The following is a 17,160-nucleotide window of genomic DNA, read 5'->3' on the forward strand; positions in this document are numbered from 1 at the left end:
AAGCTAAAGCAAAGAGATTATCAGTCGGACGTCAGTGTTTGAAATAGCGAATCTGATCTCAGGTTAAGTACAGGGAAGTGGTGCGACTGAAACGTTGAGGAGCAAAGTATGCAAGTAAATTTAGAACGTCTAAAGTCTACCTTATTTGCGCTCGCGGAGTTCGGCTATAACCATGAAGATAAGGGAATTTATCGCCAAGGTTTTAGCAATGAGGATTTTGCAGCGCGTAAATGGCTGATGGAATGCGCACAAAGCGAAGGATTTGTGAGTCGTATGGATGGCGCTGGCAATGTGATTATTGAAATGACCTGTCCGGATATCGCAGCGAAACCCGCAGTGATCATCGGCTCCCATCTCGACAGTGTACCAGCAGGTGGCATGTTTGATGGTACTTTGGGCGTCATTGCGGGGTTTGAGTGTATTCGTATTTTAAAAGAGCACAATGTGCAATTGGATAGGCCGATTTGGGTCATCGGTACCAGTGAAGAAGAAGGGCGCTTTGGCGGCATGATCGGGGCACAAGCGCTCACCGGGAAGTTAACGCCTCACCAATTACTCACAAGTCATGATGCGGATGGCTGTATGCTTAGTGATGCCATGCGCGCGCAAGGGTTAGACCCTATGGATGCACTGAATGCGAGGCTAGAACCTGAGCAAATAAATAGTTTTTTTGAATTACATATAGAGCAAGGGCCCGTGCTTGATCAAAAAGGCATTCAAATTGGTGTGGTGGAAGGGATTTCGGGGGTATTTAAATGGATGGTGAAATTAATTGGAAAGGCCGACCACGCAGGCACAGCCCCCATGGAGATGCGCAGCGACGCCTTTATGGGGTTGGCTGACTTTGCCTACCAGTTAGACCGTATTATTGCAGAGGACGGCACAGATACCACGAGGATCACCGTCGGTAAGGCAGAATTAAAGCCGGGTTTTGCACATACGATTGCTGGAGAGGTGGATTTCACCATCGTCGCGCGTGATATGGACGAAACGGTGATGGAGAACCTTGAAATTGCCTGTCGTAAAGCGCTTTCAGCCATCGCTCGAAAACACCATTTAATGTTTGAATACGAGCAGGTGAGTTGGTTGTCTCCAATGAAGTGTACACCTGAGATGGTGGAATTTATTAGTCAACAGGCAGAGACCTTGTCGCTGAATTATCAAATCATGCCAAGTGGTGCTGGTCACGATAGCCAGTTTTTTTCAGAAGTGTGTCCCACGGGGCTGATATTTATTCCATCACTCAACGGCGTTAGCCATGCGCCAGACGAATGGAGTCATTGGCATGATGTTGAAGCTGGGAGTAATTTACTGCTGCAATGTGTTCAAAAAAGAGCAATAAAAACAAAAGAATAAATGTAAGGCTGGGGTGAAATTGGGTGAGGCTTTACTAGACAAATTTGATCCTTGGGCTAGTCTTTGTTACTACTAGAATAATGTGGATAGCAAAACTTGCGGCGAATTCGGACTTGGATAACCGCAGTTAGGGATTATGAGGATGTGGATCGCCCGAGTAGTAACCTTGGTCTTACTTGCTGCGAGCTTTAATGGGCTTGCCGCCTCGCTGAGGGTGAGCGATGAGGTCGTGACTGCTGGGTTTATTACGCTACACATTGAGCGTACAGGTCCCCCTCTACAACAACCAACACAGCTATCCATTCAACATCTTTCGGAACCTTACTCCCTCTCCCTTTCGCTTCAGCCGACTCAACAAGCGGTAACCATTAGTGGCTTGGCTGATGGTGATTATCTCGCAACCTTAGGTAGTCCCTCTGCTAACTCGGCACAAACGTCGGTCTCATTTTCAGTCAAACATCATCAGTTAACGCTGGCGCTTGCGCTGTTTGTACTGGGCTTGTGCTTATTTGTGCTACTTGTAGGGATGATTATGGTGGGTAATAAGCAAACGCACGATAAGGAAAGCGTATGATAAATGCTTCATTGGCGCTCGGTCTTGCCCTAGCGTTTGCTTTGCTATGGGTATTTTTTGGCTGGTGGATTGGCAGGCGCGTGCAGTCACATAATGAATTTGCGCTGGCCGGTAGAAATGTTGGGTTGGCCTTTGCTTGTGCCACTGCGATGGCAACTTGGGTCACCAGTAATACCACTTTAGTTGCGCCACAGCTCACTTATCAGTTTGGTATTTGGGGCATGATAGGCTACGCCTGTGCCGCATTCGGATTGTTGCTATTTGCGCCGCTAAGCCAACGCATCAAAACTTTACTACCCCACGGCTACACCAGTGGCGACTTCATGCGGTTGCGGTTTGGGCGTTTCTCTTGGTGGGTCTTTTTGCTGATCTCTTTCGTGTATGCCATGAGCTGGCTCGTTAGTCTAGGCATGGCCGGTGGCATTTTGCTACACACCCTAAGTGGCTTAGATTATCACCTTGGTATGTCGATTATTCTGCTGATGTGTGTGGTCTACACGCTCTTTGGCGGTCTAAAAGCGGTGATCGCCACGGACTTTCTACAGGCCATTATTATTTTGGCAGGTGTCGTCGGAATTGCCATTGTCGTGGCGATGAATGTTGGGCTTGAACCAATTCACCAAAAACTCAGTAGCGACCACCCCAAGCTACTCGACCTGCTTTTTCCTGCCGCTGTGATGTTTTTATTCAACAATATCTTTTTTGGTTTAGGAGAAATTTTTCACAGCAACGTATGGTGGTCAAGGGCGTTTGCATTTAAAGGTGGGGTGGGCAAAAAGGCGTATTTTATCGCAGGACTACTGTGGCTACCGATCCCCATCGTAACTGGGTTTATTGCGCTGGCAGCGCCGAGTTTAGGTTTGTATCCCGCTAGCGCCGATATGGTGGGACCCTTGGTTGCAAGCCAAGTGCTCGGCTATACCGGCTCGATCATTCTGTTCATTGTGGTGTTCTCAGCGCTAGCATCGAGTTTGGACTCTTTGCTCGCCGCAACGTCAGATCTCATCAATCAAGATATTTACCTGCAATACATCAAACCAAAGGCGAGCGATAGCGAACGCTTAAAAAGTGCTAAGTGGATTATTGTCATCTTAGGTGTAGTAACTTGGCTTTTGTGTTTACCAAAAATCGCCACGCTGGGTGCCTTGTTGAACTTCGCTGGTGCCTTCGTCGCCAGCACCATTTGGCCTATCGTATTTGGTTTGTACTTTGCGCGAATGACGGGAAATAGCGCTGGCTGGGCTATGTTGCTTGGCACGCTATCTGGCTTGATTGGGTATTTTTATATTGGCTTTTATGTCGCCGCATTAGTTTCTTGTGCGGTGTCGTTATTAATTTGTGTGATTGCTTGGCGTTTTAGTCAGCAATCATTCCATTGGCAAGCGTTGGGCACACAAAGCAAAGTGGAGGATGTATGATCTCATTGGGCGCATTTTCTAGTTTAATTTGGCTGGCCATAGTGCTCAGTTGTTTATGTCCAGTTGTCCTTGTCGTTATGTTCCTTATTGATTTTAAAAAGAGGCAGTTATGGTAAGTGCGCAGCAAGTAGAGTTTAATCGAGCGCAGCCGGATGTTTACGGGGATGCACATCCCAAAGCATTACTCAGAGCGATACAAGAAGACGGGGACAGGCTGCATTGTTTGGAGAATAAGCACATTATCAGTGTCGACCACCTTGACCGAGACGTGCTGATCCAGCTATTCCGCCTCGCCGCGAAATATGAAAGTAACCCTGCAAGGTTCAGCTCGCCGCTTAGTGGCAAAATTTTGATCAGTGCGTTTTATGAACCCAGCACTCGCACCCGTCTGTCGTTTGAAAGTGCATGGCACCGCTTGGGGGGCGATATTATGTCGATCACTGATCGCTCCTCAACGGGCATTGCGAAAGGGGAGTCGCTGCAAGATGTCGCCGAGATGTTCAATAATTATGGCGATTGTGTCGTTTTACGTGACACTTCTGTGGAGTCTATTGAAGAGATGATCCACAGCCTACGGATCCCAATTATCAACGCAGGTAATGGCATTGATGAGCACCCAACACAAGCGATGTCTGATCTATACACTATCTTCAAATGGCGGCCGTCGTTATTACTCCCTGACAGCGAAGCCTTTAGTCCTATAAAAATTGGTGTGATTGGCGTGCCGAGTCAAATGCGTACGGTGCGTAGCCTGCTGAAAATGTTTACACATTTTCCGCGCATTGTGGACGAAATATTCCTGCTCTACGACGAGAGTGTCGAGGAAGCGGTGTCGAGCGACCAATTAGCCCAGTTAGAGGAAGCGGGGGTCAAAGTGTCTATCGGCCATGACTTGAACGCCGTTTTACCTGAGCTTGATGTGGTGTATATCAATTCCATTGCATGGGTTGGTGAAAGCTTCGAAACCTATGGAAAGTCGTTTAAATTGAGCGCAGATTCCCCCTTTAAGCCCGATGCGATAGTGCTTCACCCTCTGGCTCGAGGTGAAGAGCTGTGCACCAGTTTAGATGCCACGCCACACAATTGGTATTTTAGTCAGGCACGTGGTGCCGTCTTTTTACGCCAAGCCTTATTGACCTGTATGGTGCAGCGCGCCAGTACTGTGATGGATGTGATTTAGGGAGATATTATGTGCGGAATTGCTGGTATTTTTTCAACGCAAGCGCAAACACAAGTAGATAATCAATTATTAGTAAACATGGCAGCCATTCAACATCATCGTGGCCCCGACGGTTTTGGCTATAAACAAATGGCTGGCGTGGGATTTAGTCACGCCAGACTGTCGATAATCGACCTCGACGAGCAGCGAGGGCGGCAGCCCTTTATTAGTTCTGATAAGCGTCTAATGTTGGCTCACAACGGTGAGTTTTACGATTACGCGCGGATCCGAGCTGAGCTGGTAGCAAAAGGGGCAAGGTTCCAAAGTAAAAGCGACTCAGAAATTGCTATGCACTTATATCAGCAGCTTGGTCTCGATGAGATGCTGACGCATCTGCGCGGTGAGTTCGCGTTTGCGTTGTATGACCAGCAAACCGATACGTTGCACTTAGTTAGAGACCGCTTTGGTATTAAACCTTTGTACTACACTCAAGCAGACGACGAAATTGTGTTTGGCTCAGAACTGAAAGTGCTGTTTGCCAATCCTAAAGTTAAGCGTCGATTCTCAAGTGAAGGTCTATTTCATCAACTGATCCAAGTCATGGTGCCCGGCAGCACGGCGTTTGCGAATGTACATCAAATCAAACCTGGGCATGTTGTTAGCATCACCAGAAGCGAACAAGGTTTTAGCATTGAAGATAGACCTTATTGGGATGTTAACTTTCCAACGGCGCAATCGTATTTAAATAGCAAAGATGAAGAATATTACATTGATGGCGTGCGCAAACAGCTGCTAGAGGCGGTGCAGTTGAGACTCACGGCGGACGTTCCGGTAGGTTGTTACTTAAGTGGTGGCATAGACTCGTGCGCTATTTTGGGTTTGTCTTCAGCTGCGGCACAAGCACCAATTAAGGCCTTTACCATAGGCTTTGATAGTGCTGAGTACGACGAAACGCCGATTGCAAAGCAAATGGCGCAAGCCACCAAGGCCGATCATCATATTATGTCGTTAAGCGGTGACGAGCTATATGGCCATTTCGAGCGAACCTTATGGCATACCGAACGAACTATTTATAACACGCTTGGTGTTGCGAAATACCTGATGAGCCAGCAAGTTAACGAGTCTAATTATAAAGTTGTGATGACCGGAGAAGGCTCCGATGAGCTTTTTGCGGGTTATCCAGCATTTAGAAAAGACCTGTTTTTATATGGTTTAGATGAACTTGATGACACCGAAAAAGCCCAGTGGCAAACCATGCTGGAAGACAGCAATAAGTTGTTTAAGGGGGCTATGCTTTCCCGTGAGCAATACGATAGTGCAGCATTAGATGAGGTGGTTGGTTTCACACCAAGTTGTTTGCAGCCTTGGCTGTCATGCAGTCACTTTGCCCATCAACTCGTTGCCGCCGAACACAGAGAAATACTCACGGGTTATGATGCAGGCAAAGCGATTGCCGAGACTTTAGATGATGCCATGTTGGAGTCTCGCCATCCACTCGATAAAGCCCAGTATGTATGGATTAAAACTATGCTTGAAGGGCAAATATTAACTTGGGGTGGAGATAGGGTCGATATGGCCAATTCGATGGAGGCAAGGCCTGCCTTTTTGGATCATCACCTCGCTGAGTTTGCCTTTACCATTCCCCCGCAATATCGCATTAAAGATCGTAAAGAAAAGTATGTGTTACGTGAAGCGATGAAAGGGCTGCTGCCAGAAGTACTGTATGAACGAGAAAAGTTTGCTTTTATGGCACCACCGGCGCACTCGGATGAGAAAAAATGGGCGGCAATGCGCGTGCTGGCCGATAAATACTTATCTAGACAAGCTGTAGAAGCCGCTGGCTTATTAGACTTTGAAGCGGTAAATGCGCTATTTGAGTTACATGAATCGCCAGACGCAGATGATTCACTCAAAGTGCAACTAGATGCCGTGATCAATCACTTGCTTGGTGTGCAAATACTGCACAAACAATTTATCGCCGCAGACTTACCTCAATTTGCCGCCGCTGAAGCGGAACGCCTTGGTTGGAGGGCAGCCACAAACTAACGTTGGTCTTATTGGTATGACAGAAAACAAGGAAATAAAAAGGCGATGCGCCAACTAGTGCATCGCCTTTTTCATTTAATATCTAAAATTAATCCCAAAGATTAAAAGTAATAACCGAAGTTAATGTTGAAGCGACGCTCGCTTTCGTCACTATCGCCTGCGATTGAACCACCAATAAACGGCTGGTTTTTCGCGTGAACTAAATCAACATAGGTGAAGAATGCACCCGCAGCAAGTGACACACCTGTGACATTCATCCAAGTGTCTTCAGTGTTATCGGATTTGTCGTAAATAATACCGAAGTCGTTATAAAATTGCAGATCGGTAATTGGACCGAACTCAACTGGCAGGTTGTACGCTACATTAAAGTTCGACATGGTGGCTTCTGCTGCGATGGAATCATAAAATGCATAAGCACCTACTGCCATACGGTTTACATCATCAATATCGTAATGGTATTCACCGTGTTGTAACTGTAAGTTCCAAGGGCCTATGTTGCTATTTAAATGTAGTGCCCACGCGTTGTAATCACCTGCTCGGTCATTACCATCGTGAAGGCCACCGGCAAGGCCAGAGACGCCGATTTCAGTTGTGCCACCGTTGTGTTCAATATGGTACGCGTAACGACCTACAAAGGTGTTATATTCGCCGATTGGTTGCGTTGGGTCGTCATAAACGCCATCGCCCGCTTTACGGAAACCTACCACGTCATAAGAGTAGCGATCGCTGCGGTCATCCACGTAACCGTCCACACCACCTAGCTCATCGTTTTTGAAAAAACCAAGATCAAGCTGCCAGTTGTCCGCCACTTTACGTTTAAATACCACCCCCATGTCGTGGTCGTCTTCAAGACCAATATAATAGGTAGTGTTAAAGAACCAGTTGTGTGAATTGTAAGGTGAGTTACCAAAAGGTACTTTAGTCATACCAACCTGAGCTTGCCAATGGTCGGCAAAGTCATAGTCTAGGTAAGCGTATTTTACCGCAGTCATATAGTCGAAAAAGCGGATTTCGGCATTTAAGCCAAAGCCACCGACATTGCCAGAGAAGTTCAACCTGAAAATATCGAAGTCAAAATCGCCACCACGGTTCTTGTTGTCATCGTCATAAGACGTATGGCTGTAGTTTGTTCTGATCGCGCCGCCGACTTTGATGGTCGGTTTTGTTTCAGCTGCTGCAACTTGAGTTTTAGTTTCAGCTTTTGCTTCGGCTTTTTCAGCCTTAGCGACTTTTTCCTGTTGTGCTCGCGCCTGCTCTTTTTGTTCTAGCTGCGTGAGTTTCTTCTGAAGTTCAGCCAATTGGCGCTTTAGCGCGTCAATTTCTGAGTTTTCGGCAAGCACTGAATTAGAGCAAAGTGCTAGACCTAATCCGAGTGAGATGGTTGAAAGTTTTAACATAGTTGTCCCGTTGTTAAATGGTTGAGCGCAAAAACCTCTTACAAATTGTAGACCACCAAAGCTATCCTTGCAGAAAGCAAATAAATTTATGGTCCTTGATTGAATTATCCATAGTAACACTGCGGCCTATCTGACCTCAAAGTTACCCAGCATTTAACCATACCTAAGATGAATGTAAGACGAACAAGTGATCACATTTGTATGTAATTCTTGCCCAATAGCCTATCCCTCACTATATTTTTACTATCTGTGAAATGGTGTTTATTCATGAATATATCGCAAAAATTAAAGCTGTCTTTCGCAACGGCAATCGCGCTTCCTTTGTTAATCATCGCGGGGCTTATTATCAGTCAAACTAGGCAGCAGGGAATAGAGACCTTCTCGGAGCTCAGTGATCGAGAGGCGCTACAGGTTGAGAATGGCATACAGATGTTTTTTGATGAAATTGCAAAAAACGTAGACTATTTGGCAACCCATGCACAAGTCTTGAGCGCGCAGCAAGACGTGAAAACTTATATGGATTCAACCAGCACCACTCGACTTAATTCCAAAGTAGGAAGTAAAACAGAGCAAGCAGCATATTCGTTATTTGAGCACTTTGGTAACACGCACCCCGGCATTGCCTATATTTACATGGGGAATCAGCAAGGTGGTTATATTCAATGGCCTCTAGGTGAAGTGAATGCAAACTACGATCCTAGACAGCGTCCTTGGTATCAAACAGGGCAATCGGGAAATGGTGAGACGATCCGCACTAGCGCCTATTATTGGGCGCCGGATGATATGGTGATTGTGTCGACGGTAAAAGCGGTTACTGCCAATGGTCAAACCGTGGGTGTCCAAGGTATGGATGTGTCACTGCAAGGGCTGACCAAAATCATCCGCAATATCAAATTGGGCGAGACTGGCTATTTAATGCTAGTGGAAGACACTGGAAATGTGCTGGTCGATGCCAAGTTCTCCGAACATAGATTTAAAAAGTTGGCAGACATTGCGAACGGCCGCTATCGTGAATTGGCTCAAAATAAAGATGGGCTATTTGAGCTCGAAATTAACGGGCAAGACTACTTTGCCAACATCTATACAGCACCCAAATTAGGCTGGAAGTTTATTGGTTTAGTTGAAAAAAGTGAGGTAATGGCTGCAGCCAATGCGATGACGCTGACGATATTGATTCTAAGTGCTGTCCTGATCACCGTATTTTTGTTGCTAGCAAGTTATATTTCTAAGTTGATTTCAGCGCCCATTGTAGAAGTGAGTGACGGTTTAACTGAAATTTCGCAAGGCGGTGGTGATTTAACGCAGCGTTTAGACATTAAAGCTCAGGATGAAACAGGCAAACTGGCGACGAGCTTTAATTTGTTTTTAAATCTCATTGCTGAGTTGGTGACGCAAATCAATGAGTGTGCACAGCAAGTTAATGAAACCTCACGACAAACCGCTTCACAATCTGATCAGCTCACGGGCGCTACCAGTCAACAACAGCAAGCGCTTGAAATGGCTGCCACCGCAATTAATGAGATGGCGGCAACCGCAAACGAAGTGGCGGCAAGCTGCGCCAATGCGGCTGAGCTGGCAGGGCAAACTCAGCAAGCATCTGAGCTGGGCCAAAGGGTGATCACAGAGTCTGTCGAGAGCGTCACAACGTTATCTGAAGTGATCAATAAGGCAACCGCAGACATCATGCAGCTCGACACCGAAAGCGAAAATATTATGTCGATACTCAGCGTGATCCGAGGCATAGCGGAGCAAACTAATCTTTTGGCATTAAATGCGGCAATTGAGGCGGCACGGGCAGGTGAGCATGGTCGTGGTTTTGCTGTCGTGGCTGATGAAGTACGCGCGTTGTCACAGCGTACCTCTGAATCGACGGAAGAAATTGCCTCTCAGCTTGATAAGCTTAGAAAAATGACGGAAATGGTGTCGGGAGAAATGAAGCGCAGCCTAACGCGTACGGAGCAAACGGTTGAACTGACAAACTCAGCGCAACAACAATTTAGTGAAATTACCCAAGCGATTGTCAATATTAGCGACCTTAACACGCAAATCGCCACCGCAGCTGAAGAGCAGCAACATGTTGCTGAAGACATTAATCGCAACGTGGTGGAAATTAAAAATGCTGCGGATAGCGTGAGTGATATCGCTGTGAATACCAATCAAAATGGCGTGAGATTACATTCATTGTCGAGCACACTCACAGAGCTGGTGGGCAAATTTAAAGTATAGCTTTAGCCCAATCCTCAAGTTCCATAAATCGTGAGAGCAACGCTCTCACGGTGCTACCGCATTGGTATAATTGAATAACTTTCAAATTGGATGGATAACAGTTTACTCGTAGTATTTAAGTGGTAAGGTAGGCATATCATTGAGTTGACGTAGGAATCACCATGGAATTATCACCTTCAGTTTCAATCGAGCGCACTGAGTCCGGACTAGAGTATATTTGGGTCGACAGTGCATTTTGCCAAGCGAAGATCTTTTTACAGGGCGCGCAACTTACCGAGTTTACACCAGCAGGAAAAGGCAGTTTAATTTGGGTTTCTGAGGCGGAAGATTACCTTGAAGGTAAACCAGTACGCGGTGGTATTCCAATCTGTTGGCCTTGGTTTGGCGTACATAGCAAAGCTGATTGGCCAATTCATGGGGTTGCTCGCAAGCTACTTTGGCGTGCGCACAGCGTTGAAGAAAAAAGCGATGAAATTACCGTTAAACTCACACTACCGATGACCTTAGTTGAAGCGCAATACTGGCCACACACGTCACAATTAGAGGTTGAGTTTGTGTTATCAGACAAGCTTGAAGTGCGACTGACCAATATCAATACTGGTGATGCGCCATTTACGTTAACGCAAGCCTTACATACGTATTTCCCAACGCCAGAAGTCAGTAATACCACGGTAGACGGGTTACAAGGCGCGAAATATATCGAGTTTGATGAAGGTCCATTTGAGCAAACCGAAGTGGTTAGCTTTGCCCGCGAAACCGATATGGTATACACCCAAGCAAGCCCAGTGCAAACCATCAACACGCCTGCGGGCATTATTGAAGTAAAACGTGAAAACTCAACTTCTTGTGTGCTTTGGAACCCATGGATTGAAAAGTCACAGCGTTTAAGCAACTTTAATGATGACGAATACCACAAGATGTTGTGCTTAGAAGCTTGTAACGTAATGGACGATGCCGTGCAACTTGCACCAGGTGAAAGCCATACCTTAAGTACAATCATCCGTTGGTTATAATTTTATATTCGCGGAGCACACTATGCTCCGCTGAAACCCTATAACAATAAAAATTCTCCCTATGGAAAAGCCCACAATACTGGTTATCGACGATAACGCCGAAGTACGCCTCAGCGCCGTATTCTTTTTAGAAGATCAAGGTTTCAATGTAATTGAGGCGGCAACCCTTGAACTTGCCAAGCCACTGCTCACCGCTAAGCAAGTGTCATTAGCCTTGCTCGATATGAACTTCTCCCGAGATACCACCTCAGGCAATGAAGGGCTGGACTTTTTGCGCTGGCTACGTGACTCCAATCTTAATGTGCCTGTGATCTGTATCACCGGTTGGGGAAATGTCGCGTTAGCGGTGTCTGCAATGCAGCTTGGTGCGAGCGACTTTATCGAAAAGCCATGGGACAATCAGCAGCTGCTGCAAGCCGTGCAGCAACAACTCAAAATATCATTAAAGCAAGCGAATATCGTAGCAAAACACAGCGAGCGCGGCGCGTTTCAATGGCGCTCTCAGGCGATGCAATCTTTATATAAGCAGCTTGCTAAAGTAGCAAAAACCGACGCTAGGGTACTACTTACCGGCCCAAGTGGCGCGGGGAAAAGTCATTTAGCTCAGTGGTTACACCAACAATCTAATCGTTCAGCAGGACCTTGGGTTGAGGTGAATATGGGCGCGGTGCCAGAATCATTATTCGAAAGTGAGATGTTTGGTCATAGCAAAGGGGCGTTTACAGATGCAAAGCAGCATCGTGTTGGTCGTTTTGCAATGGCAAAGCAGGGCACATTATTTTTGGATGAAGTTGCGACTATTCCACTTCCTTTACAAGCAAAATTACTGCGGGTGCTGGAAAATGGCAGTTATGAAGTTGTGGGTAGCAGTCAGACGCAACAAGCGGATTGTCGACTTATTTGCGCAACCAACACCAATCTTGACGACTTAGTGAAAGCCGGTGAGTTCCGAGAAGACTTGTTATATCGCATCAATACAATTGTGATTGAAGTGCCGAGGCTCGCCGAGCGGTTTGGCGATATCGTGCCGTTGGCTGAGTATTTTGTCGCTAAATTCTGTGCGCAGTATGGTGAGCCAATTCGTGAACTTAGCCCTGCGGTTAAAGCTGTGTTGATTGAACACAATTGGCCCGGCAATGTGCGTGAGTTAAGTCACGTCATGGAGCGTGCCGTGTTAATGGCGGAAGGCTTGCAGATTGAGCTCAGTGATTGCCAACTACGCTTTACCGCCGCACCTAAAGTGATCAGTGATATGCCAAGCAAGACTTTGCAACAAGTGGAGCAAGAAATGGTGGAGCAAGCGATGCAACGCGCTCAAGGCAATGTCGCAGAAGCCGCTAAAATACTTGGACTCACGGCTTCTTCTCTTTATCGGCGTTTGGAAAAATATGGCCTTAAAACATCTGGCTAGCGTTGAGTGGCGGCTTGGGGCCTACTGTACGCTGTTAACCATTAGCTGTACGGTTTTACTGACTTTGCTGCTTCTGCAATTACAGCTAGAGATAACGTGGGTAGCTGCCGTATCGGTGAGTGTGTTGGGGCTGTTGGGCGGGTTACAAAAAATACTGCTGTCTCACCTTAAACGCATTGCCATGCGTGCTAATTGGCAGCTGGAAGCGATTGCACAAAGTGATTTTACTCAAACTATTAAGCCACATTATACAGCGGGCGTGGTAGCCGAATTTGAACAGCGCTTACTGGCCTTAAGTGCACAGCTACACAGTCAAAAGCGCCGCTATCATAGTCAGCAGTTTATCATTTATCAGCTAATAGACAGCCTTAATACGCCTATTATGATGTTTGACGAAAAACTCAAACTTGCCTATGCCAATTGTGCATTTGAGTCACTTTATCATCGCCCTTGGTTAGAGTGTAAGGGAATAAGCGCGGCTCAGTTTGGGCTGGTGCAACAAGATAATCACTGGCATTTTGCAGATACAGCGCAGCAATCTCGGTGGCAACTACAAAGTAGTGAATTCTTTCAAGAGGGTAAGCAGTTTTCTTTACTTGTCGCACTCGATATTACTAAGGCATTACGTAAAAAGGAGCTGGCTGCTTGGCAACACTTAATCCGAGTAATAAGTCATGAGATCCATAACAGTTTGACGCCCGTCAGCTCCCTAGCGCAAACCTTATTAGCAAGAGCAAAGGACGAAAAAGAGCAGCATGCGCTAAGTGTAATAGGTCAGCGTTGCCAGCATTTACAACAATTTGTGAGCCAATATGCCAAAGTTACGCAAACCCCAAGGCTAGATCGGGAGTCAGTCTCTATCATGCTGTTACTGTCTTCTGTTGCTGCGTTATTTGAGGATACCGACATCCAAGTAAATTGCACTGTGAATACGCTCAATCTCGATAAAGCCTTAATTGAGCAAGTGCTGATTAACTTAGTTAAAAATGCCATTGAGGCCAGTGGTGAAAGTGCCAAGTTGACGCTACATGCTTATTATCAGCAGCAACAAGCGGTGATTGATGTGCAAGACAATGGCCCGGGCTTTGCCAACCTAGATAACATGCTTACTCCTTTCTATTCCACCAAAGAAGGTGGGCAGGGAATAGGTTTAACCTTTAGCCGCACCATTGTAGAGTTACACGATGGACAACTGAGTTGTCACAACACAGACTCAGGAGGATTAATAAAAATCACTTTGCCTTGTTGATAATAATTATCATTAGCATATAATTAAAGTTCCTTCAAAACCTTGGCAAGGAGCTACCATGTTAGTCACTTATCTGCTGGCCAGCGGCTTTATCTTTATGGCGTATAGCTACTCCAAATCATTCAAACCACACGCGCACACTAAGGCAAAGTTGGTGGTGTTATTGAGCGCGGGTTTAATCGCCGCGGCAAAATGGCAGGCGGGGTTGAGTTCAACCGTGGTATTTTTTGTGTTTGCAGTGTCTCTTGCGGTACTTAGCTTGTTTATCACCCTTGCACAGCCACAAAATCACTGAAAAATTACGCGCATTTAGAGCAACTCAGATCTTGCTTGCCCCAAAATAGACGTTTTAAGGTGTAACGTGCGCAAGAAATTGTTACTAAAAAGCACACTTTTTCTTTACATCTCTTGTTAAGCTAGCGCCACCGGATTTATTTAGGAAAGGTAATGCGAGCGCTACTGATAATTTTTGTTGCTTTTACGAGCTTTGGTTTACAGGCTAAGTGGCAAACCATCAAAACCGAAAACTTTAATGTGCATTATCCTCAGGCGCTTCAGCAATGGGCGTATTCTGCAGCAAATGAGCTGGAGGTGGTGCGAGATAAAGTGCTGGCACAACAAGGTAGAGCCTTGAGTGAACGCGCAGATGTGATTATTTACGATCCAGAAAATGCGGCCAATGGCTTTGCATTACCCAGCACAGATAAACCAATGATGGCACTGCAAGCGACGCCGCCTCAAGCTGATTCCGTCATCGCAAATAACACCAGTTGGCAGCAGTTGCTCATTTTGCACGAATATATTCATCTCGTTCATCTATCACAGCCTAGCCGTAATCAATGGCGACAACATCTCAGAGATTGGCACGATATTACCGACTTGCTCGATGCGGTATTACCGCGTTGGGTCAGCGAAGGCTATGCTACCTTGCTGGAGTCTAGATTAACGGGACGAGGACGTTTATACGACAACTACAGTGAGAGCATTGTGCGTTATTACGCGCAGCAAGGTGCATTACCGACCTATAGCGCTTTAGATAATGGCGACAAGTCTTACCTTTCCAATTCCATGGCATACTTAGTAGGCGTACGTTTTCTAGCATGGCTTGAGGATAATTATGGCGCACAGACGTTAGATGCAGTGTGGACAAGAGTGCAGGCGGTGGAATCTCGCAGTTTTGAAACTGCATTTAGTGGTGCTTTTGGAGCGCCGGCCAGTCAGTTATATCGTCGCTTTATTGTTGAATATAGCTATCAGGCCATGCAGCAGGAGCTGGCCTTGGTTCCGACACAGAGTGAGCTTTGGCAGCGGTTCTCATATGCTGCTCGAGATATTGCATTCTCTCCAGATGGCAGTCAGTTTTTGGTGGTAGAGCAAAATCGTAAACGCCAAGTTACACTCAATATCTACGAAAACAAAGAAAATGTAGAAGCCATTGAGCAATTTAATAAGCGCAACGAAGCGATATTAAATGCCGATCCTAAAGATATTGTGGATATCGCACCTGAAGTCTTTCCAAAAAAGCGGCTTGCGCAGCTTGATGCTCACAATTTTGCTGGTATCTATTACCCCCAATGGCTGAATGACAGCCATATTTACTTCGTTGCAAAAACGCCAGCTGCAGACGATACCTTTATCAATGATTTGTTTGTCTGGAAAGTTGGTACTGGAAAGCCGAAGAAACTAACCGAAGGCGCGGGTATTCGTCGCTTTAGTATTGTTGATGCCAATACCATTATTGCGGAGGTGTCTCGTTTGGGTTACTCACAGCTAGTGACCATAGAGTTGGACTCAGGCAAGCAAGCGCCGATCACCACAAGCAAGCTTGGGGATGTCCATGACTTTCCTGTGCTCTCTAATAAAAAGACGACATTGGCCTATGTGCATGTTACTCCTAACAGGCGCTGGCAACTTGTTGTTAAAGATCTTAGCCACGATACAACTAAAATTGTTTATTTACCCAAGTCACATCAATACCTTTCGGGGTTAACTTGGTCTCATGATGATGACAAGCTGTACTTTATTTCTGGAGTCGCAGGCCATTTAGCGGTGATGCGTTATGACGTGGCGAGTAAAATACTTGAGACCTTACCTGCAAGTGCTAAACCGCTTGAGCAAATTATTACTCATTCACAGCAGTTACTGGTGAGCTATGCGACCCCTGAAGGGGTCAAGGTTAACAAAATAGTTGCTCCGGCTTGGCGCACCGTGAGTGTGTTGGAGCAAGTGGATGAAGCTGAGCTAAAAGAGCTGCATCCTCATCAATTACCTGCGGCTAAGATAGATCAAACCGCGCTGCCCAGTTCTGATTATTCGGTGTTCGAACAGTCTTATTCTGTTGCCTTATCCGGTGCATTAAATAGCGCCTCTTTTGATAGTTTGGGCGTGGCATTAAAAGGGCAGGATGTGCTGCGCCAACTTGCTTGGCAGCTTGGAGCCGAGAAAAGTATCAATAATGGCGCGTTGATGGCTGCATTCGCCCAATTCGAATATCGTCATGAAAACTGGAAAACAACGTTTGATGCTGGATATCAAGAGCTAGAAGCGGATAAGCAGTCTCACTCGCTACAAGCAAACACCTCGAATGAACGCAGCTTTAAGCAATTTGCTTTGTCATCTAGCTATCGTTTTGGTGAAGCATTGAATTACCTCGCTCCTGAATTGGGGGTTATTCGTGTGCAACATGGTGAAAAGACATGGAGCGGCGGGCGTTACGGCTTTAACGGTCGAGCAATGTGGGATACGCAGCAGCATGGTGTAGCACTGCAAGTCTCAGCAGCTCAGTGGCTAGGTGAATTAGATGGTTTTGATTATCAGCTGAGCTTGTTTGCTAAAGCATGGCAAATTCCATTCTATGCATCGGTCGATAGCCGCTACAGCAGCGAATTGCCTCTATCTGTGGGCGGTGGAGCGCTTACCAGCACTAGTATTAGTAACAGTTTACACGCTGTCAGCGAACCTATGTTGCCGCATCTATTTGCAACGGGAAGCCGCTATTTAGGCTATGAATTTGCAACTTCATGGCAGCAGGGCAAACCTAAGTTATTTTATAAGCAGCATCAGTTAGATGGAGAAGTGATTGGGCAAAATTACGGTATTAAGATGCGCTTACCTTTGTCTCGAGTGATATTAGATAAGGCCGCTGATTTTGCTCCTGCCGGATTAACCGATCTACAGTTTAGTGCTGGAGTTGGTCGTATAGAGGGGCGTAATATGACCAATGAAAACCGTGTTTGGTTTAGTGTTTGGTATGAGTTGTAGGTAATCGTTGCGGACTGCTATCAAACAATGTGCGAGGCTAGCCCCGCACA

General features: G+C 46.2%; 12 protein-coding genes. 11 read left to right on the forward strand and 1 reads right to left on the reverse strand.

The features are described from left to right. Positions 1-108: 108 nt before the first annotated feature. From L1271_RS16920 to asnB, 5 genes are all read left to right on the forward strand, one after another. Entirely contained in the window at positions 109-1,356 is a 1,248-nt protein-coding gene (locus L1271_RS16920; RefSeq protein ID WP_235368335.1) for a Zn-dependent hydrolase, read from the forward strand. 142 nt (positions 1,357-1,498) lie between these two features. Beyond that, positions 1,499-1,930 (forward strand): hypothetical protein, encoded by a 432-nt coding sequence (locus tag L1271_RS16925; protein ID WP_174170203.1) that lies wholly within the window; start codon positions 1,499-1,501, stop codon positions 1,928-1,930. Then, entirely contained in the window at positions 1,927-3,348 is a 1,422-nt protein-coding gene (locus L1271_RS16930) for a sodium:solute symporter family protein (RefSeq protein WP_174170204.1), read from the forward strand. The genes L1271_RS16925 and L1271_RS16930 overlap by 4 nt, the downstream gene beginning before the upstream one ends. Before the next feature lie 109 nt (positions 3,349-3,457). Continuing rightward, complete coding sequence (locus L1271_RS16935; protein ID WP_010606932.1) at positions 3,458-4,528, forward strand: aspartate/ornithine carbamoyltransferase family protein; 1,071 nt, start codon at positions 3,458-3,460, stop codon at positions 4,526-4,528. A 9-nt stretch (positions 4,529-4,537) separates the two neighbouring features. Beyond that, positions 4,538-6,553, forward strand: coding sequence for an asparagine synthase (glutamine-hydrolyzing) (gene asnB, locus L1271_RS16940; protein ID WP_235368336.1), 2,016 nt, complete (start codon positions 4,538-4,540; stop codon positions 6,551-6,553). A 101-nt stretch (positions 6,554-6,654) separates the two neighbouring features. On the opposite strand, the gene L1271_RS16945 is transcribed toward asnB, so the two are convergent. Next, positions 6,655-7,950, reverse strand: a complete 1,296-nt coding sequence (locus L1271_RS16945) for a porin (RefSeq protein ID WP_102057764.1) — start codon at positions 7,948-7,950, stop codon at positions 6,655-6,657. 267 nt (positions 7,951-8,217) lie between these two features. On the opposite strand from L1271_RS16945, the gene L1271_RS16950 reads away from it, so the two are divergent. The 6 genes from L1271_RS16950 (at position 8,218) to L1271_RS16975 (ending at position 17,110) form a co-directional block, all read left to right on the forward strand. Further along, a complete protein-coding gene (locus tag L1271_RS16950; RefSeq protein WP_174170207.1) occupies positions 8,218-10,176 on the forward strand; it encodes a methyl-accepting chemotaxis protein in 1,959 nt (652 codons plus the stop codon). 161 nt (positions 10,177-10,337) lie between these two features. Next, positions 10,338-11,189: a D-hexose-6-phosphate mutarotase gene (locus L1271_RS16955; protein WP_235368337.1), complete on the forward strand. Its 852-nt coding sequence runs from the start codon at positions 10,338-10,340 to the stop codon at positions 11,187-11,189. A 61-nt stretch (positions 11,190-11,250) separates the two neighbouring features. Further along, a complete protein-coding gene (locus L1271_RS16960; protein ID WP_010606927.1) occupies positions 11,251-12,600 on the forward strand; it encodes a sigma-54-dependent transcriptional regulator in 1,350 nt (449 codons plus the stop codon). Next, on the forward strand, positions 12,578-13,849 hold the full coding sequence (locus L1271_RS16965) for a sensor histidine kinase (RefSeq protein ID WP_102057762.1): 1,272 nt from the start codon (positions 12,578-12,580) through the stop codon (positions 13,847-13,849). Before L1271_RS16960 ends, L1271_RS16965 begins: the two co-directional genes overlap by 23 nt. Positions 13,850-13,907: 58 nt before the next feature. Continuing rightward, positions 13,908-14,144 carry a hypothetical protein gene (locus L1271_RS16970; RefSeq protein ID WP_235368338.1) on the forward strand — a complete coding sequence of 79 codons (237 nt, stop codon included), beginning with the start codon at positions 13,908-13,910 and terminating at the stop codon, positions 14,142-14,144. Positions 14,145-14,296: 152 nt separating this feature from the next. Then, a complete protein-coding gene (locus tag L1271_RS16975) occupies positions 14,297-17,110 on the forward strand; it encodes a hypothetical protein (RefSeq protein ID WP_235368339.1) in 2,814 nt (937 codons plus the stop codon). The last annotated feature ends 50 nt before the right edge of the window (positions 17,111-17,160 follow it).

Source organism: Pseudoalteromonas sp. OF5H-5 (assembly GCF_021530695.1).
Lineage (GTDB): Bacteria > Pseudomonadota > Gammaproteobacteria > Enterobacterales > Alteromonadaceae > Pseudoalteromonas.